Annotated in this window: 22 protein-coding genes; 12 read left to right on the top strand and 10 right to left on the bottom strand. The window is 64.3% G+C overall.

The window, feature by feature from the left end; all coding sequences use genetic code 11:
* Positions 1 to 100: 100 nt before the first annotated feature.
* Entirely contained in the window at positions 101 to 571 is a 471-nt protein-coding gene (gene ftsB / locus PQR08_RS19605) for a cell division protein FtsB (RefSeq protein WP_250483799.1), read from the top strand.
* A 94-nt stretch (positions 572 to 665) separates the two neighbouring features.
* On the opposite strand, the gene PQR08_RS19600 is transcribed toward ftsB, so the two are convergent.
* From PQR08_RS19600 to PQR08_RS19590, 3 genes are all read right to left on the bottom strand, one after another.
* On the bottom strand, positions 666 to 1,016 hold the full coding sequence (locus PQR08_RS19600) for a hypothetical protein (protein ID WP_250483798.1): 351 nt from the start codon (positions 1,014 to 1,016) through the stop codon (positions 666 to 668).
* Between the two features lie 163 nt (positions 1,017 to 1,179).
* On the bottom strand, positions 1,180 to 2,130 hold the full coding sequence (hslO, locus tag PQR08_RS19595) for an Hsp33 family molecular chaperone HslO (RefSeq protein WP_250483797.1): 951 nt from the start codon (positions 2,128 to 2,130) through the stop codon (positions 1,180 to 1,182).
* 42 nt (positions 2,131 to 2,172) lie between these two features.
* Positions 2,173 to 2,697 carry a gamma carbonic anhydrase family protein gene (locus PQR08_RS19590; RefSeq protein ID WP_250483796.1) on the bottom strand — a complete coding sequence of 175 codons (525 nt, stop codon included), beginning with the start codon at positions 2,695 to 2,697 and terminating at the stop codon, positions 2,173 to 2,175.
* Positions 2,698 to 2,897: 200 nt separating this feature from the next.
* Here PQR08_RS19590 and PQR08_RS19585 point away from each other — a divergent pair, with 200 nt between their 5' ends.
* The 8 genes from PQR08_RS19585 to dapA all read left to right on the top strand — a co-directional run bounded on the left by PQR08_RS19585 (position 2,898) and on the right by dapA (position 9,931).
* Complete coding sequence (locus PQR08_RS19585) at positions 2,898 to 3,740, top strand: ferritin-like domain-containing protein (RefSeq protein WP_250483795.1); 843 nt, start codon at positions 2,898 to 2,900, stop codon at positions 3,738 to 3,740.
* A gap of 56 nt (positions 3,741 to 3,796) precedes the next feature.
* Positions 3,797 to 4,681, top strand: coding sequence for an alpha/beta fold hydrolase (locus PQR08_RS19580; RefSeq protein WP_250483794.1), 885 nt, complete (start codon positions 3,797 to 3,799; stop codon positions 4,679 to 4,681).
* A gap of 85 nt (positions 4,682 to 4,766) precedes the next feature.
* Positions 4,767 to 5,597: a 3',5'-nucleoside bisphosphate phosphatase gene (locus tag PQR08_RS19575; RefSeq protein ID WP_250483793.1), complete on the top strand. Its 831-nt coding sequence runs from the start codon at positions 4,767 to 4,769 to the stop codon at positions 5,595 to 5,597.
* Between the two features lie 148 nt (positions 5,598 to 5,745).
* Positions 5,746 to 6,375, top strand: a complete 630-nt coding sequence (locus tag PQR08_RS19570) for an L-threonylcarbamoyladenylate synthase (protein ID WP_187608821.1) — start codon at positions 5,746 to 5,748, stop codon at positions 6,373 to 6,375.
* A 130-nt stretch (positions 6,376 to 6,505) separates the two neighbouring features.
* Positions 6,506 to 7,171 carry a site-2 protease family protein gene (locus tag PQR08_RS19565; RefSeq protein ID WP_035503067.1) on the top strand — a complete coding sequence of 222 codons (666 nt, stop codon included), beginning with the start codon at positions 6,506 to 6,508 and terminating at the stop codon, positions 7,169 to 7,171.
* Between the two features lie 4 nt (positions 7,172 to 7,175).
* Complete coding sequence (locus PQR08_RS19560; protein WP_035503065.1) at positions 7,176 to 8,378, top strand: tryptophan--tRNA ligase; 1,203 nt, start codon at positions 7,176 to 7,178, stop codon at positions 8,376 to 8,378.
* On the top strand, positions 8,378 to 8,962 hold the full coding sequence (locus PQR08_RS19555; protein ID WP_238214992.1) for a class I SAM-dependent methyltransferase: 585 nt from the start codon (positions 8,378 to 8,380) through the stop codon (positions 8,960 to 8,962). Before PQR08_RS19560 ends, PQR08_RS19555 begins: the two co-directional genes overlap by 1 nt.
* Positions 8,963 to 9,025: 63 nt before the next feature.
* Positions 9,026 to 9,931 carry a 4-hydroxy-tetrahydrodipicolinate synthase gene (gene dapA / locus PQR08_RS19550; protein ID WP_035503060.1) on the top strand — a complete coding sequence of 302 codons (906 nt, stop codon included), beginning with the start codon at positions 9,026 to 9,028 and terminating at the stop codon, positions 9,929 to 9,931.
* On the opposite strand, the gene PQR08_RS19545 is transcribed toward dapA, so the two are convergent.
* A complete protein-coding gene (locus PQR08_RS19545; protein ID WP_250483792.1) occupies positions 9,932 to 10,117 on the bottom strand; it encodes a hypothetical protein in 186 nt (61 codons plus the stop codon).
* Here PQR08_RS19545 and bamC point away from each other — a divergent pair.
* Both bamC and PQR08_RS19535 read left to right on the top strand, forming a co-directional pair.
* Positions 10,116 to 11,258 carry an NlpB/DapX family lipoprotein gene (bamC, locus tag PQR08_RS19540; RefSeq protein WP_238214990.1) on the top strand — a complete coding sequence of 381 codons (1,143 nt, stop codon included), beginning with the start codon at positions 10,116 to 10,118 and terminating at the stop codon, positions 11,256 to 11,258. The two genes, PQR08_RS19545 and bamC, sit on opposite strands and share 2 nt — an antisense overlap.
* Before the next feature lie 34 nt (positions 11,259 to 11,292).
* A complete protein-coding gene (locus tag PQR08_RS19535) occupies positions 11,293 to 12,066 on the top strand; it encodes an MBL fold metallo-hydrolase (RefSeq protein WP_187608826.1) in 774 nt (257 codons plus the stop codon).
* A gap of 106 nt (positions 12,067 to 12,172) precedes the next feature.
* Here PQR08_RS19535 and PQR08_RS19530 read toward each other — a convergent pair whose 3' ends face one another.
* Together PQR08_RS19530 and PQR08_RS19525 are read right to left on the bottom strand one after the other, a co-directional pair.
* Positions 12,173 to 12,427 (bottom strand): hypothetical protein, encoded by a 255-nt coding sequence (locus PQR08_RS19530; RefSeq protein ID WP_074168913.1) that lies wholly within the window; start codon positions 12,425 to 12,427, stop codon positions 12,173 to 12,175.
* A 268-nt stretch (positions 12,428 to 12,695) separates the two neighbouring features.
* Positions 12,696 to 13,934, bottom strand: a complete 1,239-nt coding sequence (locus PQR08_RS19525) for a cupin domain-containing protein (RefSeq protein ID WP_250483791.1) — start codon at positions 13,932 to 13,934, stop codon at positions 12,696 to 12,698.
* Positions 13,935 to 13,967: 33 nt separating this feature from the next.
* Here PQR08_RS19525 and PQR08_RS19520 point away from each other — a divergent pair, with 33 nt between their 5' ends.
* Positions 13,968 to 14,516 carry an FKBP-type peptidyl-prolyl cis-trans isomerase gene (locus tag PQR08_RS19520; RefSeq protein WP_187608829.1) on the top strand — a complete coding sequence of 183 codons (549 nt, stop codon included), beginning with the start codon at positions 13,968 to 13,970 and terminating at the stop codon, positions 14,514 to 14,516.
* A gap of 47 nt (positions 14,517 to 14,563) precedes the next feature.
* On the opposite strand, the gene PQR08_RS19515 is transcribed toward PQR08_RS19520, so the two are convergent.
* From PQR08_RS19515 to lplT, 4 genes are all read right to left on the bottom strand, one after another.
* Positions 14,564 to 15,892, bottom strand: a complete 1,329-nt coding sequence (locus PQR08_RS19515; protein ID WP_187608830.1) for a hypothetical protein — start codon at positions 15,890 to 15,892, stop codon at positions 14,564 to 14,566.
* A complete protein-coding gene (gene mutS / locus PQR08_RS19510) occupies positions 15,855 to 18,563 on the bottom strand; it encodes a DNA mismatch repair protein MutS (RefSeq protein WP_250483790.1) in 2,709 nt (902 codons plus the stop codon). The genes PQR08_RS19515 and mutS overlap by 38 nt, the downstream gene beginning before the upstream one ends.
* A gap of 259 nt (positions 18,564 to 18,822) precedes the next feature.
* A complete protein-coding gene (locus PQR08_RS19505; RefSeq protein WP_187608832.1) occupies positions 18,823 to 19,191 on the bottom strand; it encodes an ElaB/YgaM/YqjD family protein in 369 nt (122 codons plus the stop codon).
* 199 nt (positions 19,192 to 19,390) lie between these two features.
* Complete coding sequence (gene lplT, locus PQR08_RS19500; protein WP_250483789.1) at positions 19,391 to 20,689, bottom strand: lysophospholipid transporter LplT; 1,299 nt, start codon at positions 20,687 to 20,689, stop codon at positions 19,391 to 19,393.
* Between the last annotated feature and the right edge of the window lie 24 nt (positions 20,690 to 20,713).

The following is a 20,713-nucleotide window of genomic DNA, read 5'->3' as shown; positions in this document are numbered from 1 at the left end:
TTTAGTCGATAAGACGTTTAATCGTCTTTGAAGCGTCATCTTTTGAAGCCCGCCGCCCACGGCATTTCGCCGCAGGGCGGCGCTTATTTCGGCTACGTGAATGCGGCTCGTAACTGTCGTTCTGGTTCTGTTGCTGGTGCTGATCCAATACCCGCTCTGGTGGGGCCACGGCGGCTGGCTGCGCGTGCATGAATTGCAGCAGCAGCTCGCGCAGCAGACGGAGAAGAACACGAACCTGAGATTGCGCAACGAGCGCGTGCAGGGCGAAGTGCAGGATCTGCAAAGCGGCACTGCCGCCGTGGAAGAGCGCGCGCGCTACGAGATGGGCATGGTGAAGGACAGCGAGGTGTTCGTGCAGTTCGTCGCGCCGAATTCGAATGCGCCCGTCAATTCCGCGAACGTGCCGGGCATGAACGGCTCGACACGCGGTCAGGTCTCGGCGGCGCCGCTGCGCGTGGTGCCGAATCCCGTGTCGCGTTCTAAGCAGGAATTGCGCGATCTCGACAAGAAGGCGCAGAAGGAAAAAGCAGCCGAAGCGAAGAAGAAACAGCCGCAGGGCGCGGCGCATTAGCGCGGCGGCTTGCCGATCTGCCGATCGGAACAAAAAAATAGCGCGGTCATCGACCGCGCTATTTTTGTTTGTGCTGACCGTCTCGCTGCTTCGATCACCACCAGGTGCCGACTCCGACGCCGGTTCCCCAGTACGGGCCGCCCCAGCCGCCACTCGAATAGCCGCCGTAGACCGAAACCGGCGCGGGCGAATAGAACTGCGACATCGTCTTCGCCGCGTTGCCGGCGGCAGCCGCCTGCTGCGATTCGTTCAGCGCCTGCTTGTCGATGGCGTTGTAGCGTTCCATCTGCTGCTGCGACGTCAGCGTCTGCTGGGGCGCGGGCGGCGTATCGGGCAGACGGCTATAGATCGGTGAAGGGCCGGGCGGGTCCATCATGCAGCCGGCGATGAGTACGACGCCGGCAAGGCACGGCAGCAATTTCCAGTTGAGCGTTGCGGTTTTCATTTACGACCTCCAGCGGGCCGACATCTTTACAGGAGCACCAATCATAGCTTGCGGGGTCTGTCGTGAGTCTTGGCTCGCAAGCGGCGCGCCGGACGGTCGCCGGGCTTGAAAAGCCCCGGGCGCGTGCGGCGCAGGCTCCGCTGGACAAGGCTTTCGCGGCGTTTCAGTGCCGCCGGTCCGACGCCGGACTCACGCCTTGTGAGAGTTCTTTTGCGACAAAAAGTTGCGCCACGTCGACGGCGTCGAAGTCGTACCGCTGATTGCAGAACTCGCAATGCACTTCGACATTGCCGCGCTCTTCGATGACGCCATCGACTTCCTCGCGGCCCAGCATCTTGAGCATGCCGCCGACTTTCTCGCGCGAGCAGGTGCACTGGAAGCGCGCGGGCGCGGGATCGAAATGCTGCACGTTTTCCTGCCAGAACAGGCGCTTGAAGACCGTATCCGGTTCTTCCTTCAGCAATTCTTCGTTCGAAAGCGTGCTGCCGAGATGGCAGACGCGCTGCCAGGTGTCCGCGTCGTGCTCGCCCGGATGCGGAACGATGCCGCCATCGCCCGGCAGCTTTTGCAGGAGCATGCCGACGGCGCGATCCGTATCGGCGGCGAGCCACAGGCGCGTGTCGAGCTGCTCGGAGTGATGCATGTAGTGCTCGAGCACCTCGGCCATCGACGCAAGCGGGCCGTGCTCGCCCGACAGCGGCACGATGCCCTGATACGGCTGCTGTCCCGGCTTCTTGTCGGCCGGATCGAGCGTGATGACGCAGCGCCCGCGCCCGTGACGATTCAGCAGATCGGCGAGCGACATCTCGTTTTCCAGCTCGCGCTCCGCGCCTTCGGCGAGCTTCGCGGTGGCGCGCAGAGAGAGATGGGAATCGCACTGCACGACCAGCATCTTCACCGGGCCGTCGCCGTAGATCTGCATGACGAGCGTGCCGTCGAACTTGAGGTTCGCGGACAAGAGCGCGCATGCGGCCATCATCTCGCCGAGCACGTTGCGCACGGCCGCGGGATACGAGCGGCGCGCGAGCACTTCCTGCCATGTGTGGCGCAATGAGACGATCTCGCCGCGCACCGGCGCCGCGTTGAACATGAATTTCTGCAACTGGTCGTTCACAACTCTTCCTTGGGTGTTGAGGCTCGCCCGCTCTTCCGGGTCTCAGCCGATGCGCACGAGCTGCGCCTTGTAGTATTCGCGCCGGTCGGCGTAGCTTGCCGTGGCGGCGCGCATGCGGGCGATGTCCGCCTCGCCGATTTCCCGGACCGCTTTCGCGGGCGCGCCGAGAATCAGCGTGTCGTCCGGAAACACCTTGCCTTCGGTGACGACGGCGCCCGCGCCAACCAGACAATTGCGGCCGATCACCGCACCATTCAAGACCACGGCCTGAATCCCGATCAGCGAGCCTTCCTTGACCGTGCAGCCGTGCAGCATCGCCTGATGGCCGACGGTGACATCTTGCTCGATCGTCAGAGGAAAGCCGGGGTCCGCATGCAGCACCGCGCCTTCCTGCACGTTGCTGCCGCGCCCGACGACGATCGGCTCGTTGTCGCCGCGCAGCGACGCGCCGGGCCAGACGCTCGTGTTTTCCTCCAGCGTCACGCGGCCGATGATGGTCGCGGTGTCCGCCAGGAACACGCTTTCGTGGATGGTCGGGGCGTCGTCGCCGAGTTTGTAGATGGCCACATTGTCTCCTGAGGCGTGGTGTCGTAAGAGTGGGGCGGGGGGCGCTAAAATGCGCGCCTGCCGGTGCGGCTTGACGGTCGATGCCGTCGTTGCGCCGATTGTTACGCGATGTGCGGCGTCCGCCGGGATTACCATTTTAGCTGTTTGCCGTAAGCGTCCGCTGGACTGCTCCGTTGCGCGCCTGTTTTCGAGATAGTTCGATGCACGACTCTGCCATTCCCACCACCGAAGCGAACGCCTGCGCGCGCCGCGCGGCGCTCGCCATCCTGCGCGAGCGCGAGCCCGCGACGAAAGCGGCGCGCGCCCGCCTGCTGTTCGAGTCGACGCGGGTGGAACCGTCGCGCATCGATCCGAACGTCACGCTCGATGAACCCGGCGATCTGCCCGGTCGGCCGAAACGCCCGGAACTCGTGGAACCGTCGTCGCTGAAGCGTCGCGGCATGCAATCGGATGCGGGCCGCGCCGTGCTGCTGCACGCGCTCGCGCACATCGAATTCAACGCGATCAATCTCGCGCTCGACGCCGTCTGGCGATTCCCGTCGATGCCGCATGATTTTTATCTCGACTGGTTGAAAGTGGCGGCGGAGGAAGCGCATCACTTTTCGCTGCTGAGCGCGCGCCTCGCCGAATTCGGCCACGCCTACGGCGATTTCCCGGCGCACGACGGCCTCTGGGAGATGGCGCAGCGCACCCGCGGCGACGTGCTCGCGCGCATGGCGCTCGTGCCGCGCACGCTGGAGGCTCGGGGCCTCGACGCATCGCCGCCGATTCGCAAGCGCCTCGCGCAGGCGGGCGACCACGCGTCCGCGGCGATTCTCGACGTCATCCTGCACGACGAAATCGGCCACGTGCTGATCGGCAATCGCTGGTTCCGTTTTCTGTGCGACGGCCAGCGCCTCGATCCGCATACGACCTACGAACGCCTTGCCGCGCAATACCACGCGCCGAAGCTGCGCGGCCCGTTCAACTTCGAGGCGCGCCGCGACGCCGGCTTCGACGAAGCCGAACTGCGCGCGCTCGCCGGGCTGGACGACGCGAAGTAGGGCGCCGCCATCGTCGCTATAATCGAACGATCATCCTTTTCATCCGAAACGACATCATGAAAGAATCGCGCTCCGAATTCGTCGATGCGCGCGGCGTGCGTCTGCACGTGCGCCGCTGGGGCTCGCCCGACGCCCCGATGCTCTTCATGCTGCACGGCTGGATGGACATGAGCGCGTCGTTCCAGTTCGTCGTCGATGCCCTCGCCGGCGACTGGCAGGTGCTCGCGCCCGACGCGCGCGGCTTCGGGCTGTCGGATTGGCCCATCGCGGAGAAGGGCGGCGGGCATTACTACTTTCCCGACTATCTCGCCGATCTCGACCTGCTGCTCGATCACTTCTCGCGCGGCACGCAGGTGAATCTGGTCGGCCACAGCATGGGCGCGAACGTCGCGCTGCTTTACGCGGGCGTGCGGCCCGAGCGCGTGCGGCGCGTGGTCGATCTCGAAGGCTTCGGGCTGCCAGCGGCGCGCGCATCGCAGTCGCCGGGGCGCATCGCGCAATGGCTCGACGATCTGCGCACGCCGCCCACGCTGCGCAGCTATGCGAGCCTCGATGAAGTCGCCGACCGGCTGATCCGCACGAATCCGCGCCTGCCGCTCGCCCGCGCGCGCTATCTCGCGCAGCACTGGTCGCGCGAGGAAAGCGACGGGCGCTTTCATCTGCTTGCCGATCCGGCGCACAAGTTGCGTGGACCGACGTTGTATCGGCTGGACGAAGTGAGCGCGGCTTGGGCGCGCGTCACGGCGCCGGTGCTGCATGTCGAGGCGAAGGACTCGCCGACGCTTGCCACCTTCGCGGGACAGACGCCCATCGCCGAGTTCAAGGCGCGCTTTGCCGCTTTCTCCGACTGGCGCGAGGAAATCGTCGACGGCGCCGGGCACATGATCCATCACGACCAGCCGGAGCGTGTCGCGGCGCTGATCGAATCGTTCTGCGCGTGAGCGCCGCGCCACGGTACGAAGGAACTACATAATCGGCGTGTCATGCCATTACAGTTAGAATGTAAGTGAAACCTCAGAGCCGAAAATGAACGCCGATCTGCATTGCCATTCCACCGTGTCCGACGGCCAGTTCGCGCCCGCCGAAGTCGCGGAGCGCGCGCATGCGAACGGCGTGACGCTGTGGTCGCTCACGGATCACGATCAGCTCGGCGGGCAGCACGAAGCGCGCAAGGCCGCCGAGGCGCTCGGGATGGACTATCTGCCGGGCGTCGAGATTTCGGTGACGTGGGCGTCGCGCACGGTGCATATCGTCGGCATGAACGTCGATCCGGACAACGCGGCGCTGCTCAAGGGCCTCGAGTGCACGCGCAACGGACGCGCGGCGCGTGGCGAAGCGATCGGCGAGGCGCTCGCGGCGATCGGCATTCCGGATTGCTACAAGAACGCGCTGCGCTTCACCGACGATCCCGACATGATTTCGCGCACGCACTTCGCGCGATATCTGGTGGAGGCGGGTTACGCGAAGTCCACCTCGGACGTGTTCGCGCGCTATCTCGGCGACGGCAAGCCGGGTTTCGTCGGGCATTGCTGGGCGAAGCTCGCGGACGCCGTCAAGTGGATCAAGGATGCGGGCGGTGAGCCGATCATCGCGCATCCGGGACGCTACGATTACACGCCGGTCGAATTCGCCGCGCTCTTCGACGAATTCATCCAGCTCGGCGGCAGTGCGATCGAGGTCGTGACCGGCAGTCACACGCCCGATCAATACCGCGAATACGCCGATGTCGCGCGCCGCTACGGCTTCGAGGCGTCGCGCGGCTCGGACTTCCACGGCGCGGGCGAAGGGCGGGTCGATCTCGGCCGGCTTCCGCCGCTTCCCGACGATCTCACGCCCGTCTGGGCGCGCTGGCTTTAGCGTTCTTTTCGGCGCGCGTCGCCCTTTCGATGCGCGCACGGTCTTTGCATCACCGGGATTTTCCGCACGCACATCGCGTGAGGCGGCTGCGCGCGATTCGCGCCGCGCCGGGCCTTCGCGATTACGATCGAAACAATAAGGCGTCGCCATGTCTCAATTTTTTCGCATTCATCCGGACAATCCGCAGCCACGGCTCATCAATCAGGCCGTGCAGATCATCAAGGACGGCGGTGTCGTCGCGTTGCCGACGGATTCGAGCTACGCGCTCGGCTGTCATCTCGACGACAAGGACGCCGTCGAGCGATTGCGGCGCATTCGCGGCATCGACGACAAACAACTGCTATCTCTGCTCGTGCGTGATCTTTCCGAGCTCTCGAACTTCGCGATGGTCGACAACCAGCAGTACCGGCTGATCAAGTCAGTGACGCCGGGGCCCTACGTGTTCGTGCTGCAGGCGACCAAGGAAGTGCCGCGCCGGCTCTCGCACCCGTCGCGCAAGACGATCGGGCTGCGCGTGCCGGATCATGCGATCACGCTCGCGCTGCTGGAGGCGCTCGGCGAGCCGCTGCTCGCGTCGACGCTGATCCTGCCGCCCGACACCGAGCCGCTCAACGATCCCGAAGAGATTCGCGAGCGGCTGGAGAAGCAGGTCGAGCTCGTGATCGATTCGGGCGCGTGCCCGGCGGAGCCGTCGACGGTGATCGATCTTTCATCGGGGGAGCCAGTGCTCGTGCGCGCGGGGAGAGGCAGTCTCGAACCGTTCGGGCTCACGGCGTAAGCGCCGCGCAGTAGCGTACACGGGCACACGACCCGATCGAGCGTTATCGCACATCATGGGCGAAATAGTGCGCGCCCGGCGCCGTCGTGCGCGTCTGATCCGACCTGCCTGCTTGCTACAATACCGCCCCATGGACTCTTCCCTGATACAAACCATCGCGGTCTACGCGCTCCCCGTGATCTTCGCGATCACGCTGCACGAGGCCGCGCACGGTTATGCCGCGCGACTGCTCGGCGACAACACGGCCTACGTTCTGGGCCGCGTTTCCATGAACCCAATGCGCCATATCGATCCTATCGGCACGATCGTGATTCCGATCGTCCTGTACTTCGTGACGAGCGGCGCGTTCATGTTCGGCTACGCGAAGCCCGTGCCGGTGGCGTTCGGCAATCTGCGCAATCCGCGCTGGGGCAGCCTGTGGGTCGCCGCGGCGGGCCCCGGCAGCAACTTCGTGCAGGCGATCGTCTGGGGCGTGATCGCGGTGCTGCTCGCGGCCTTTCACGTCGACGAAGTGTTCTTCACGCGCATGGCGGCCGCGGGCGTCGGCGTGAATCTCGTGCTCGGCGTGTTGAATCTCTTCCCGTTGCCGCCGCTCGACGGCGGCCGCGTCGTCATGGCGCTCCTGCCGGTGCGCGCGTCGATCGCGTTTTCGAAGCTCGAGCCGTACGGCTTCTTCATCGTGATGGCGCTCGTCGTGACCGGCGTGCTGACGCGCTACTGGCTCGGGCCGCTCGTGAACGTCGGCTATACGGCGGTGTCGGCTATCCTGAATCCCCTCGCTTCACTATTCCCATAACATCATGTTCCCTGACCGTATCTTCTCCGGCATGCGGCCCACCGGGTCGCTGCACCTCGGCCACTATCACGGCGTGCTGAAAAACTGGGTGCGGCTGCAGTCTGAATATCCGTGCTTCTTCGCGGTGGTCGACTGGCACGCGCTCACGACGCACTACGAGACGCCCGAGGTCATCGAGAAAAACGTGTGGGAGGTGCTCATCGACTGGCTGGCGTCGGGCATCGATCCGGCGCAGGCGACGCTCTTCATCCAGAGCCGTGTGCCCGAGCACGCGGAGCTGTCGCTGCTGCTCGGCATGGGCACGCCACTCGGCTGGCTCGAACGCGTGCCGACCTACAAGGAGCAGATCGAGAAGCTGCGCGAGAAGGATCTGTCCACTTACGGCTTCCTCGGCTATCCGGTGCTGATGGCGGCGGACATCCTGCTGTATCGCGCGTCGCTCGTGCCGGTCGGCGAGGATCAGGTGCCGCACGTCGAGATGACGCGCGAGATCGCGCGCCGCTTCAACTACCTGTACGGCCGCGAGCCGGGCTTCGAGGAAAAGGCGATGGAAGCCGCGAAGAAGCTCGGCGGCAAGCGCGCGAAGCTCTATCACGAGTTGCGCGTCGCGTATCAGCAGGAAGGCGACGACGAAGCGCTCGAACAAGCGCGCGCGATGCTGCAGGAGTCGCAAAGCCTGTCGATGAGCGACCGCGAGCGGCTGTTCGGCTATCTGGAAGGTTCGCGCAAGATCATTCTCGTCGAGCCGCAGGTGCTCTTGACCGAAGCGTCGCGCATGCCGGGGCTGGACGGGCAGAAGATGTCGAAGTCCTACGGCAATACCATCGGCTTGCGCGAGGATGCGGCGACCATCGAGCAGAAGGTCCGCAGGATGCCGACCGACCCGGCGCGCGTGCGGCGCAACGATCCGGGCGATCCCGACAAATGCCCTGTCTGGCAACTGCATCAGGTCTATACGGACGAAAAGACGCACGAATGGGTGCAGAAGGGCTGCCGCAGCGCGGGCATCGGTTGCCTGGAATGCAAGCAGCCGGTGATCGAAGGCATCCTGCGCGAGCAGCAGCCGATGCTCGAGCGCGCCCAGAAGTACATGGACGACCCGTCGCTGTTGCGCGCGATCGTCGCGGATGGCTGCGACAAGGCGCGCAAGTTCGCCACGGAAACGATGCGCGACGTGCGCGAGGCCATGGGCCTGTCCTACAACTGATGGAAGGGGTGCCGAGTCCGTGGGTCGCGCGCTGGGCGCATCTCGTTGCGCCCGGCGGCGCGGTGCTCGACGTCGCCGCGGGTAGCGGGCGCCACGCGCGCTGGTTCGCGGCACGCGGTTTTCCGGTTCTGGCCATCGACCGCGACGCAGACGCGCTGGCATCGATGTCCGCGACAACCGGCATCGACACGCTGAGCGCCGATATCGAAAACGCGCCCTGGCCGCTGCCGGACGACCGAACGTTCGATGCAATCGTGGTCACGAACTATCTGCATCGACCGCTGTTCGGGCACTTGATCGATGCGCTCGCGCCCGGCGGCGTGCTGGTCTACGAGACGTTCGCCGCGGGCAACGGCAGCATCGGCAAGCCGTCGAATCCCGCGTTTCTGCTCGAACCCGGCGAACTGCTCGAAGCGGTGCGAGGGCGGCTGCGCGTGATCGCTTACGAGGACGGATTCGTCGACGATCCGCGTCCTGCCTATGTGCAGCGGATTTGCGCCGTTCGCGAACCGCAGTCAGCCGAAAACGCGCTCACCATTGGTAACATACCCCCGGGTCCGCCGCGTTACGCGCTGACCGGCTAATCCGCTACAATCGCGTAATATCGCTTTTCGCGATTAAATTCACGATTAAATTCATAGAGTTTCATGACAAACGGAACACACGGCGGCATCCAGATCCGCGGCAGCATCCCTGCCATCGTCACACCGATGCACGAGGACGGTAGTCTTGATCTGCCGGCGTTTCGAAAACTGATCGACTGGCATGTCGAGCAAGGCTCGAACGGTCTCGTGGTGGTCGGCACCAGCGGCGAATCGGCCACGTTGTCGGTCGAAGAGCACATCCTGATGATCCAGACGGCCGTCGAACACACGGCCAAGCGCTTCCCGATCATCGCGGGCGCGGGCGGCAATTCGACCGCCGAGGCCATCGAGCTCTCGAAGCAGGCAAAGAAAGTCGGCGCCGACGCTACGCTGCAAGTCGTCCCGTATTACAACAAGCCGACGCAGGAAGGCATGTACCGCCATTTCCGCACCATCGCGGAAGCGGTCGATCTGCCGGTGCTGCTTTACAACGTGCCGGGCCGCACCGTTGCCGACATGAGCAACGAGACGATCCTGCGCCTGGCGGAGGTGCCGGGCATCATCGGCGTGAAGGAAGCAACGGGCAATATCGATCGCGCGGCGCATCTGATCAAGCACGCGCCGGCGAACTTCGCGATCTTCAGCGGCGACGATCCCACGGCCATCGCGCTGATGCTGCTGGGCGGTCACGGCAATATCTCGGTGACGGCCAACGTCGCGCCGAAGGAAATGAGCCAGCTCTGCCGCGCCGCGATCGAAGGCGATGCGATCACCGCGCGCCGCATTCATCTGAAGCTGCTGTCGCTGCATAAGCAACTCTTCTGCGAATCGAATCCGATTCCGGCCAAGTGGGCGCTGCAGGCGCTCGGCCGCATGGAAGGCGGCATCCGTCTGCCGCTCACGCCGCTCGACGCGCGTTATCACGACGTGGTGCGTGACGCGTTGCGCGACTCCGGGCTTCTCGCCTGATCACACGTGGCGGCGCGCCAAGCCACAAAGAATCGAAAGGCCGCGCCGCCGCCCGTGATCGAAATGAACCACACCTTCAGCCATCAACCGCCGCTCACTGGCTTCGACATTGGCCTCGCTGAACCGCTCGGCTAGAGCGGATTCGGCGCGAGGCAATGCGTCATCAGCAGCAAAGAAGGACCTCATGAAACTTTCCGCTCTTCTTACTCATGCCAAACGCGTGAGCGTGGTGTCGCTCGGCGCCGGCGCGCTCATCTCGCTTGCGGGTTGCGATACGCTCAACGACTGGCTCGCGCCGGATCGCGTCAACTACAAGGCTGCCGAAACCGCGCCGTCGCTCGCGGTTCCGTCCGACCTGACCACGGCCGACATCAGTCAGCGCTATGCCGCGCCGCCGAAGATCAACGCGCTCGGCGGCGCCGCGGAGCGCTCGGTCACGCCGGCCGGCAACGCGACGCTCGGCGTGCCGAACGCGCAGGATCCGTTCGGCATGCACATCGAAAGCGACGGCGATCGCCGCTGGCTCGTCGTCGATGGCCGCTCGCCCGATCAGATCTGGGGGCCGCTCAAGGAGTTCTGGGAAGAGAACGGCTTCACGCTCAAGACCGATGCGCCGCAGACCGGCATCATGGCGACCGACTGGGCCGAGAACCGCGCGAACATTCCGAACGACTGGTTCAGAAACAGCGTGGGCAAGCTGCTCGACTTCGCGTACTCGTCGGGGACGCGCGACATGTTCCGCACGCAAGTCGACCGCGCATCGGACGGCTCGACCGACATCTCCGTCACGCACAGCGCGATGGAAGAAGTGCTGACGGGGCAGGACAAGACTTCGTCGCGCTGGGAAGCGCGTCCGCGCAATCCGCAGCTCGAAGCCGCGGTGCTCACGAAGCTGATGCAGAAATTCGGTCTGACCGAAGCGCAATCGCAAAAGCTGATGGCGCAGGCGCGTCCGTCGGGCGCGAAGGTGGCGGTGGATCAGGCAGCGGGCGGTTCCACCCTCGATCTCGCCGAGCCGTTCGATCGTGCATGGCTGCGCGTGGGCCTCGCGCTCGATCGCACCAACTTCACGGTCGACAATCGCGATCGCGACAAGGGCATCTACTACGTCCATTTTTCGGACTCCATGGCGGAGCTGAAGAAGGAAGGTCTCTTCGGCAAGCTCTTCTCGAGCAACACGCCGAAGCCCACGCGCCAGTTCCTCGTGAACGTCCGGCCGAAGGCAGACTCGGTGACGCAGGTCGGCGTCGTCGATGCGAATGGCCAGCCGGATAACTCGTCGGATGCGCAACGTATCGTGTCGTTGCTGCATGCTCAGTTGAACTAGACGAACACGTTAGTCAGCCGATGATGAGTTCATTGTGAGATTCGCCAGTCTCGGCAGCGGCAGCGAGGGCAATGCGTTGCTCGTCGAGGCATCGAGCGGCACGACCACGACGCGCGTGCTGCTCGATTGCGGATTCTCCGGGAAGGAAGTCGAGCGCCGTCTCGCGCGACTGAACTGCCGCGCCGAGGATCTGGACGCCATCGTCATCACGCACGAGCATACGGACCATATCGGCAGCGCATTGACGCTCGCGCGCCGATGGTCCATTCCGCTGCACATGAGTTGGGGCACGGCGCGCGCGATCGGCGCCGATGAAGCCAACGTCGAATTGAACGTGCTGTGGGGCGATGAGAGCGTCGCCATCGGCGATCTGCACGTGATGCCGTACACGGTGCCTCACGACGCCCGCGAGCCCTTGCAATACGTCTTCTCGGACGGCGCTTGCCGTCTCGGCGTGCTGACGGATGTCGGCGTGTCTACGCCGCATATCACGAGCGTGCTGAGCGGCTGTGATGCGCTCGTGCTCGAATCCAATCACGACGTCGAAATGCTCGCCGCGAGCCGTTATCCGCCATCGCTCAAGGCGCGCATCGGCGGGACGCACGGGCATCTGAACAACGAAGCGGCGGCGGCCATTCTCGCGTCGCTCGACCGCTCCAGGCTGCGTCATCTCGTGGCCGCTCATCTCAGCCAGCAAAACAATCTGCCGCATCTCGCGCAGGCAGCGCTTGCGGCCGTGCTGGGCGCGTCGGCGGTTGATGTCGTCGTGGCGACTCAGGCCGAAGGGTTCGACTGGCTCACGCTCTAGAACGAGCACAGAATGCAGATACAAAAAAACCGGCTCAAGAGCCGGTTTTTTCGTTTGCAGGACCGCATCGAGCGGCCTGCAACGCAGCGCCGATAGGCTAAAAGCCTTACTGGCTTGCGCCCGATGCCGGAGCAGCAGCCGAAGCGGCAGCGTCCGAAGCTGCGCCAGCAGCCGAAGCTGCATCGCTTGCAGCGGCCGAAGCGCTCGATGCAGCAGCGTTTGCGTCCGAAGCAGCAGCAGCCGGAGCCGAAGCAGCCGACGTATCGCTTGCAGCGCTCGGAGCAGCCGTTTCGCTAGACTTGTTGCATGCAGCCAGAGCAACAGCAGCCAACAGGGATGCTACGAGGAGGGATTTCTTCATGATCACGTCCTTTTATGGTTAAAGGTAAGCAACAGCGCAAAGTACCGGTAATGTGTGCTCCAACACCGACCTGGGCCGCTGTGGAGACTCACAATTCTTTTTTGTGTGAGACTTCCTACGGCTTGGCCGGAAATTATAGGCACTTTCGTAACGACCGTCGATAAATCGGGGGACGATACGTTGTCTTTCTCATACAAACTTTCATATTGCGGAACAGCAAAATTCTAACATCCGCAGCGTGTCAGGAAGTCTCGTAAAGTCAAGCCTGTCAAGGCAAAGCACCCGTCCGAAGCCAGCCCGCACAATACCATTCGTGCAGCAGCGCTGTCATTGACGATTCGTCTGTAAGTGTTACAAAGCGTTTCGCCTCCAGACAGCGAGTATCCGCCAATTCGGGGAGCCACTTTTTCAGCTTTGACGACAACAGTTCGGCTTCACCATTTACGAAAAATGACCGCGCGTCATAGAGCAAAATAGTCTTTCTATCTAGCCTGACGCCCGTTTTTTTCGCTCGCTCTACAAATTTTTGCTCATTCAACACGCGCTCGGGCGGATCGAATACGACGTTCGCTTTCGGCTCGCTCAAATACGTGCCCAGAAACGCCGCAATGTCCTTTTCATTCCAGTTGACGTTCGCAAGGATCGCGCCAACACGGTCGATGAGTAGCGGCGGCAGCGCCGCCGGACTAGACACGGGTTCCTGCGCCGGATCGCGATAGCGGGCGTTGCCTTTGGGACCATCGGATGCGTCGCCCATGCGCTCGGCGAGATGATAGAGGAACTGCGCCGTGAGCTCGTGCGCGGAGGGCGCGCGAAAGCCGATCGACGCCGTCATGCATTCGCCCTCCGCGATGCCGTCGTGCGCGATATGCGGCGGCAGATAGAGCATGTCGCCGGGCTCCAGCACCCATTCTTCCGCGGGCTCGAAGTGCTGTAAAACTTTCAACGGCAGTCCGGGTTTTAGCGAAAGATCGCGCTGTGCGCCAAAGCGCCAGCGGCGCTTTCCATGAACCTGGAGCAGAAACACGTCATAAGAGTCGAAGTGCGGTCCGACACCGCCGCCATCGGTCGCATACGAGATCATCAGGTCGTCGAGACGTGCGTCCGGAATGAAGCGGAACCGGTTCATCAACGCGTGCGCGCGATCGTCATGCAGATTCACGCCCTGCACGAGCAGCGTCCATTCGCGTTTCTTCGACGAAGGCAATTCGTCGGGCGCGAACGGACCGTGCTCCAGATTCCATGTATTGCGAAAATGTGTGATGAGACGCGACTCGACGTCGTCGAGATCGGCGAGTTCGAACAACGCGTCGCGCGAGAGCGGAGCGGCGATATCGGGAATGGCTTGCCGGATCAGCAGCGGTTTTTTCTGCCAGTAACGTCGCATGAACTGTCGCGGCGTACGGTTGCCCAACAAGGATGTGGGTTCGTCCGGCAAAGGCGCGCCACTATGCGCGAGAAGGCCGGAAACCGGGGATGGGGTTGCGTCAGAGGGCCGCTTGGGCATCGTATAATCGAGGCTTGTATCTTGGAGGATCCAATGAAAATTGCGAAAGACACTGTCGTTTCGGTCGCTTACAAGCTATCGGATGCGCAAGGCAATCTGATCGAGGAGAGCGACGAGCCGATGGTCTATCTGCACGGCGGCTATGATGGCACGTTCCCCAAGATCGAGGAAGCGCTCGACGGTCAGGAGGCGGGCTATGAAACGCTCATTCAGCTCGAACCGCAGGATGCGTTCGGCGAATACGATCCCGAACTCGTGAAGGTCGAGGAGCGCAGCCGTTTTCCCGAGCCGCTCGAAGTCGGCATGCAGTTTGAAGGCACGCCCGAAGATGGCGATGACGACATCGACTCGCTCATCTACACCGTAACCGACGTCGCCGAGGACAAAGTCGTGCTCGACGGCAATCATCCGCTCGCGGGCATGGCGCTGCGTTTCGCGCTGTCGGTGCAGGAAGTGCGCACGGCCACGGATGACGAGATCCAGCATCAGCACGCGCATGGCGCGGACGGCCTGCACGTCGTCGACGAAGACGATGACGATGACGACGAGCCGCGCAAGGACGCAGGTCCGACGCTGCATTGAACGCGTCGGCAGATAGATAAGGAAAGCGCAGCTTCGGCTGCGCTTTTTTATTGCCCGCTCACGCCGTTCTGCACGCCCGATGCAGGCACCGGATAGATCGGCGGCAAGGACTGCGGCGGCGTGAGGATAGGCGGCAGCTCGGAAGCGGGCGAGGGCATCGAAGGCGGCGGAGGCAGCGACTCCGGCAGATCGTTGCGCGGCAGCGCAGGCGGCGTGGATGCCGGTGCGGGATAAGGCGCATAAGGCTCGCTCGACTGCGCCGGCGCTTCAGGCGGCGGCGCGCTCGATTCTTTCGTATGGGATTCCTTCACATCGCGCACGCGCAATCGAAACGGCGGATGCCATTGTGCATCGCTTTGCACTTCGAGCCATTGCGATTGCGGCTTCTTGAACGCGATCGCCACGCGCGTGAGATTCGTGACGATCAAGCCCTTGTCGTTGCGCAAAGGTTGATCGATATGAAAGCCGTTCGGCTCGGGCGCATCGGTGCCGTGAATCACGACGACCGGACCGCGAAAGATTTCCGCCGCCTTCACGAGGCTGCGCTTCAGTTCGAGGAAGCCATCGCGCGGCTGGTTCGAGCGCGAGAAATGCAGCCATGCGAAGCGATCGCGCCGCTCGTAGCGAGAGAAGTCGGGATCGGCCTGAAGCATGATCACGAGCGCGCGCATCTCGGAGCGTCGCGCCGATTCCGCCGCATGTTCGAGCCAGAATGTCGTCGCGACGGCGCGGTCTTCGAACTCGCCGTTGCGCCCGCCCGCGGTCAGATAGTGATTGTTCGGGCTCGGCGCATTCAGCCCGATGAACGCGATGCCTTGCGCCTGCCAGCGCACGATTTCCCGGAACGTGCGAAAGCGCGCGACGTCGCTTTCGCGCGAGAGTGTGAGCGGATTTTGTCCGAGCGAGCTGGCATCGGCGAAGAAGAGCTGACGCACGAAATCGAGCCGTTCGACGGGATCGTAAGTGCCCCCGTGCGCGAGGGTGCAATCGGCCCAGTCGTGCTGACCGAGCAGCATCACGAGCGGCGTGCGCGACGCGTCGAGCAGGTCGTGACGCGACTGATAGATGCTGTCGCGACACGGCTCGGTGGCACCCTTGAAATTGCCGTCGTAGACGATGAATGCAATGCTGCCGTCGCGCGCGATCGCATCGAGCATGCGGCGCACGGGCGCTTCGTCGGCGGGGCGGGTCAGTGCATCGGAGATCACGGCAAACGCAAGCGGCGCATTCCCCTCGGCGCGCGCATGGGCGATCGCGCCGCACACGAGCGCGACCGCGATCGTCACCGCGCTCGTCAGGCGCGCGGCGACAGCGCGCTCGACGCGCGGCGCGTCACGCTCAACGCGATGCATCCGGCGGACGATTCGCCAGTTCATGCAGTTCGTAGAGCAGATCGAGCGCTTCGCGCGGACGCAGATCGTTCGGGTCGAGGGCGCGCAGCTTGTCCATCACCGGGTGTTCCGGCGCGTCGGCCGTCTCCTGATCTTCGTGCGGCGGATCGTCTTCATAGGGCGCATACGGCTGGCTCGCGAACAGATCGAACTGCGCGGCGGGCTGGCTGACCGACTGCTGCTCCAGATGCACGAGATGCTTGCGCGCCGCGCGAATCACCGCGGCCGGCACGCCCGCGAGTTGCGCGACCTGCAGACCGTAGCTCTGATTGGCCGGGCCTTCGCTCACCGCGTGCAGGAACACGATGCCATGATCGTGCTCGACCGCCGACAGGTGCACGTTCGCCGCCTGCGCGAACTCCGCGGGCAATTGCGTGAGTTCGAAGTAGTGCGTCGCGAAGAGCGTGTAGCAGCCGTTGTGCGTGAGCAGATGCCGCGCGATGGCCCACGCGAGCGCGAGGCCGTCGAAAGTCGAGGTGCCGCGCCCGATCTCGTCCATCAGCACGAGGCTCGATGCGCTCGCGTCGTTGAGAATCGCCGCGGCTTCGGTCATCTCGACCATGAAGGTCGAGCGGCCGCCCGCGAGGTCGTCGGCCGCGCCGATGCGCGTGAAGATGCGGTCGAGCGCGCCGAAACGCGCGCGTTTCGCGGGCACGTAACTGCCGACGTACGCCATGAGCGCGATCAGCGCGGTCTGCCGCATGAAGGTGGACTTGCCGCCCATGTTCGGGCCGGTGATGAGCAGAAGCTTGCGGTCCTGGCTCAGACAGCAATCGTTGGCGATGAACTGCTCGACCTGCGCCTCGACGACCGGATGCCGTCCCTGTTCGATATCGATGCCCGCGTCGGCGGTGAATTCCGGCGCGACCCAGTCGAGCGCGCGGGCGCGTTCGGCGAACCCGCACAGGAGATCGAGTTCCGCGAGCGCGCTCGCGACGCGCTGGCAATCCGCGATGAACGGCAGCAGATTCTGCAGCAGCGCATCGTAGAGCGCGCGTTCGCGGGCGAGGGCGCGTTCCTGCGCGGACAGCGCCTTGTCCTCGAACGTCTTCAGCTCCGGCGTGATGTAGCGCTCGGCGTTCTTCAGCGTCTGACGGCGGCGATAGTCGTCGGGAACCTTGTCGGTTTGCCCGCGCGTGACTTCGATATAAAAGCCGTGCACCTTGTTGTATTCGACGCGCAGATTCGCGATGCCCGTGCGCGTGCGCTCGCGTGCTTCGAGATCGATCAGGAACTGATCGCAGTTCTCCGAAATATCGCGCAGTTCGTCGAGATCGGGATCGTAGCCGCGCGCGATCACGCCGCCGTCGCGAATCAGTGCGGCGGGCTCGGTCGCGATGGCGTTCGTCAGGAGATCGAGACACTCGTGCGGCGGCTCCAGCGCGGCGCTGATGCGCTCCAGCGCCGGCGTATGCGCGGCCACGTTCGCGACGAGCGAGCGCAGGTCGGGCAGCGCGGCGAAGGTATCGCGCAGGCTCGACAAATCGCGCGGCCGCGCCGACAGCAACGCGAGGCGGCCCGAGATGCGCTCGATGTCGGAGATCTTGCGCAACGCGCCGCGCAGGGTGTCGAGGCCGTCGCTGGCGGGCGCGTCGAGCAATGCGCCGATCGCTTGCTGGCGCGCCTGCGCAATCGCTGCGTCGCGCGGCGGATGATGCAGCCAGTGGCGCAGGAGCCGGCTGCCCATCGTCGTGCAGCAGGTGTCGAGCAGCGAGAAGAGCGTGGGCGATTCGGTGCCGCGCAGCGTCTCGGTGAGTTCGAGATTGCGCCGCGTGGCGGGATCGAGCCCGATGTATTCCGATTCGTATTCGACCTTCAGGCTGCGCACGTGGCGCAACTGCTGGCCCTGCGTCGCGGCGGCGTAGAGCAGCAGCGCGCCGGCCGCGCCGCACGCGCAGGTGAGCGTTTGCGCGCCGAAGCCGTCGAGGCTCGCGACATCGAGTTGCTCGCGCAGGCGCTGCGTGCCCGAGCCGACATCGAAATGCCATGCCGGAACGCGCGTGGTCGCGCCGGGATTCGTCACGCCGAGCGACGAGGGGACGTCGGTGATCGAATCCGCGATGAGCGTTTCCGCCGGACGAATGCGCTCGAGCGCGGCGCTCACTTGTCCCGGTGCGACTTCCGCGAGGCGCAAAGCGCCGCTCGCGAGATTGAGCCACGCGAGACCGACGCTCGTCACCACGCCGCGACGATTGTGCGCGGGGCAGAGCGCGAGCAGATAGACATCGCTTTTGTCGGAGAGCAGGGCCGCGTCGGTCAGCGTGCCCGGCGTGACGACGCGCACGACCTTGCGCTCGACCGGCCCCTTCGATGTCGCCGGATCGCCGATCTGCTCGCAAATCGCAACCGACTCGCCGAGCTTCACGAGCTTCGCGAGATATTGCTCGCATGCGTGATGCGGCACGCCCGCCATCCTGATCGGATTGCCGCCCGATGCGCCGCGCTGCGTGAGCGTGAGATCGAGCAGGCGCGCGGCCTTCTCGGCGTCGTCGAAGAAAAGCTCGTAGAAATCGCCCATCCGGTAGAAAACGAGCGTGCCAGGATGCTCCGCCTTGATGCGCAGATACTGCTGCATCATCGGCGTGTGCTGCGACAGGTCCGCGAGCGGCGCGGCGGTATCGGAGGAAGTGTCGGGGAGTGCCGTGTGATTGCCCATCTTGCGTGCTTTGAAAGCCGGAACGACCAGACGGCCGGACGCGACGTGCGCCGGCCGCCAATCAGCCGATAGGGCATGAGTTTAACCTGTCGCGGGATGACGGCGGAGTCGGCCGAACGGCCAATGAGATGTCGCTAGCGGACGGAGATCGTGAGGGCACGCGTGCATCGCGCCCTCGCGGCTGTCGCGAGGGCGGAGCACGCAGCCGGAACGCGCGCGATGGCGTTCCGGCTGCAAGTTTCGATGATGCCGAAGCGCCTCACGCGCGCCCGGCGAGATAACCGACGAGCAACGCGAGACCGGCCACAGCGCCGAGGGTATGCCACGGTCTGTCATGGACGAAGTCGTCGGCGTAACCGGCGGCATCGTTCAGCCTGCCCGCCAGCGCGCCGTTCGCGCCATTCAACTGCGAACGCGCGGTTTTCAGTTTCGACTGCAATTCCTTGCGCAGCTTGTCCGTATCGATGTCCTTCGCGTTCTGGATAGAGCTTTCCAGATCGTCGAGCAGACTTCGCAACTGGCCGCTGGCCGAATCGACGGCGTCACTCGCACCGCGCACCGCGCGCTGGCCGAGATCGGCTGCGCCATTGATCTTGCTGTCGAGCGTCGAACGTGTGAACAATCCCATTTCCTTGCTCCTTTATTGACGTTGCCGAGTAATGATTATGGCCGGGTCCGCTTCGCATTCGTCACTGTAATTACAGCTCGCGCGGCAATCCCGGCGCGCGCCTACAGCGTTACGACTTCGCCCCGCCGCCTGCGTTCCATCCCTCTTCCTCGTCCGCCGGCGTCGGGGTATGAACCCAGAATACACCGTGGAGCAAGCTTCATTCCTCGACTAGCGCGCCGAGATCCGTTTCACGCTCGTTTTGCGTGTGGCGGCGCATGGCGAGCGCCATCATCAGGCACACGAAAAGGCCGAATATGACGATGATCCACTGCACCGGAACCTTCGTCGTCAGAAGCAGCGCATAGGCGCCGAGCATCGCGAGCACGGCGAGATTCTGGTTGAAGTTCTGCACCGCGATGGAATGCCCGGCGGAAAGCAGCGTCGCGCCGCGATGCTGGAGGATCGCGTTCATCGGCACGATGAAGAAACCGGACAAACCGCCCAGCGCAATCATCAGCGGATACGCCATCAGGATGTACGCCGGCGCGAACAACGGACCGATCTGCACGCCCGAGCCCGCCGGGAACAAATCCTTGTTGTAGAACGCCATCGCGACCGAAACGGCGCCGATGAGCACGCCCACCGGCAGCACCTTGAGCGACTGGCGCAGCACGATCCACGCGGACGCCGCCGCCGCGCCGAGCGCGATGCCGATGCCCGTTACGCCCTGCAGCACGGCGGCTTTCGAGAGCGTCAGGCCAAGGTTCGCATCGGCCCATTTGAGCACGAGCAACTGGAGCGTGACGGCCGCGCCCCAGAGCAGCGTCGTGACCCACAGCGCGATCTGCGCGAGCTTGTCCTTCCACAACACCTTGAAGCAATGCGAGAAATCGTGGACGAGCCGGGTCGGCTGGTTCAAGAGATTCGGGTAGCGCGCGCCGGTGTCCGGAATGAACACGTTGATGACGGCCGCCGACGCATAGATCACCATCACGGCGAACAGCGCGGCGTGCGCGGCGGTGTTCACGAGCGGCAGATGCGCATGCGTGACCCAGCGCCCGACGACCTGACTCACGAGCGCGCCGCCGATCACGGTGCCGAGAATCGTCGAGCCGACCGTGGCGGATTCGAGCCACGCGTTCGCGGCGATCAGCTTCTGCGGCGGCAGGAGCTCGGTGAGAATGCCGTACTTCGCGGGCGAATACGCAGCCGCGCCCAGACCGACGACGCCATACGCGAGCATCGGATGGACGCCCGCGATCATCATCGCGCAGCCGGCCGCCTTGAGCGCGTTCGAGACGAACATGACGTGGCGCTTCTGGATGGCATCGGCGAATGCGCCCACGAATGGTGCGAGCACCACATACGAAATCGTGAAGAAGATTTGCAAAAGCGGCGTGACCCAAGGCGCCGAATGCACGACGGCGAGCATGGCGATCGCGGCGATCAAGAGCGCGTTGTCGGCGAGCGACGAAACGAACTGCGCGGCGATGATCGTGTAGAAGCCTTTCTTCATGAGCAGGGGTGACGTGTGGCGCGG

This window comes from Caballeronia jiangsuensis (assembly GCF_046030135.1).
GTDB classification, from domain to species: domain Bacteria; phylum Pseudomonadota; class Gammaproteobacteria; order Burkholderiales; family Burkholderiaceae; genus Caballeronia; species Caballeronia jiangsuensis.
The sequence above is the reverse complement of the archived record's forward strand: the minus strand, read 5'-3'. Positions and strand labels throughout refer to the sequence as shown.

Bases quoted from the DNA above. Each gene is read 5' to 3' on its own strand.
- ftsB (WP_250483799.1), top strand. From the start codon at position 101: ATGCGGCTCGTAACTGTCGTTCTGGTTCTGTTGCTGGTGCTGATCCAA.
- PQR08_RS19600 (WP_250483798.1), bottom strand. From the start codon at position 1,016: ATGAAAACCGCAACGCTCAACTGGAAATTGCTGCCGTGCCTTGCCGGC.
- PQR08_RS19585 (WP_250483795.1), top strand. From the start codon at position 2,898: ATGCACGACTCTGCCATTCCCACCACCGAAGCGAACGCCTGCGCGCGC.
- PQR08_RS19580 (WP_250483794.1), top strand. From the start codon at position 3,797: ATGAAAGAATCGCGCTCCGAATTCGTCGATGCGCGCGGCGTGCGTCTG.
- PQR08_RS19575 (WP_250483793.1), top strand. From the start codon at position 4,767: ATGAACGCCGATCTGCATTGCCATTCCACCGTGTCCGACGGCCAGTTC.
- PQR08_RS19570 (WP_187608821.1), top strand. From the start codon at position 5,746: ATGTCTCAATTTTTTCGCATTCATCCGGACAATCCGCAGCCACGGCTC.
- PQR08_RS19565 (WP_035503067.1), top strand. From the start codon at position 6,506: ATGGACTCTTCCCTGATACAAACCATCGCGGTCTACGCGCTCCCCGTG.
- PQR08_RS19560 (WP_035503065.1), top strand. From the start codon at position 7,176: ATGTTCCCTGACCGTATCTTCTCCGGCATGCGGCCCACCGGGTCGCTG.
- PQR08_RS19555 (WP_238214992.1), top strand. From the start codon at position 8,378: ATGGAAGGGGTGCCGAGTCCGTGGGTCGCGCGCTGGGCGCATCTCGTT.
- dapA (WP_035503060.1), top strand. From the start codon at position 9,026: ATGACAAACGGAACACACGGCGGCATCCAGATCCGCGGCAGCATCCCT.
- bamC (WP_238214990.1), top strand. From the start codon at position 10,116: ATGAAACTTTCCGCTCTTCTTACTCATGCCAAACGCGTGAGCGTGGTG.
- PQR08_RS19545 (WP_250483792.1), bottom strand. From the start codon at position 10,117: ATGAGGTCCTTCTTTGCTGCTGATGACGCATTGCCTCGCGCCGAATCC.
- PQR08_RS19530 (WP_074168913.1), bottom strand. From the start codon at position 12,427: ATGAAGAAATCCCTCCTCGTAGCATCCCTGTTGGCTGCTGTTGCTCTG.
- PQR08_RS19525 (WP_250483791.1), bottom strand. From the start codon at position 13,934: ATGCCCAAGCGGCCCTCTGACGCAACCCCATCCCCGGTTTCCGGCCTT.
- PQR08_RS19520 (WP_187608829.1), top strand. From the start codon at position 13,968: ATGAAAATTGCGAAAGACACTGTCGTTTCGGTCGCTTACAAGCTATCG.
- PQR08_RS19515 (WP_187608830.1), bottom strand. From the start codon at position 15,892: ATGAACTGGCGAATCGTCCGCCGGATGCATCGCGTTGAGCGTGACGCG.
- mutS (WP_250483790.1), bottom strand. From the start codon at position 18,563: ATGGGCAATCACACGGCACTCCCCGACACTTCCTCCGATACCGCCGCG.
- PQR08_RS19505 (WP_187608832.1), bottom strand. From the start codon at position 19,191: ATGGGATTGTTCACACGTTCGACGCTCGACAGCAAGATCAATGGCGCA.
- lplT (WP_250483789.1), bottom strand. From the start codon at position 20,689: ATGAAGAAAGGCTTCTACACGATCATCGCCGCGCAGTTCGTTTCGTCG.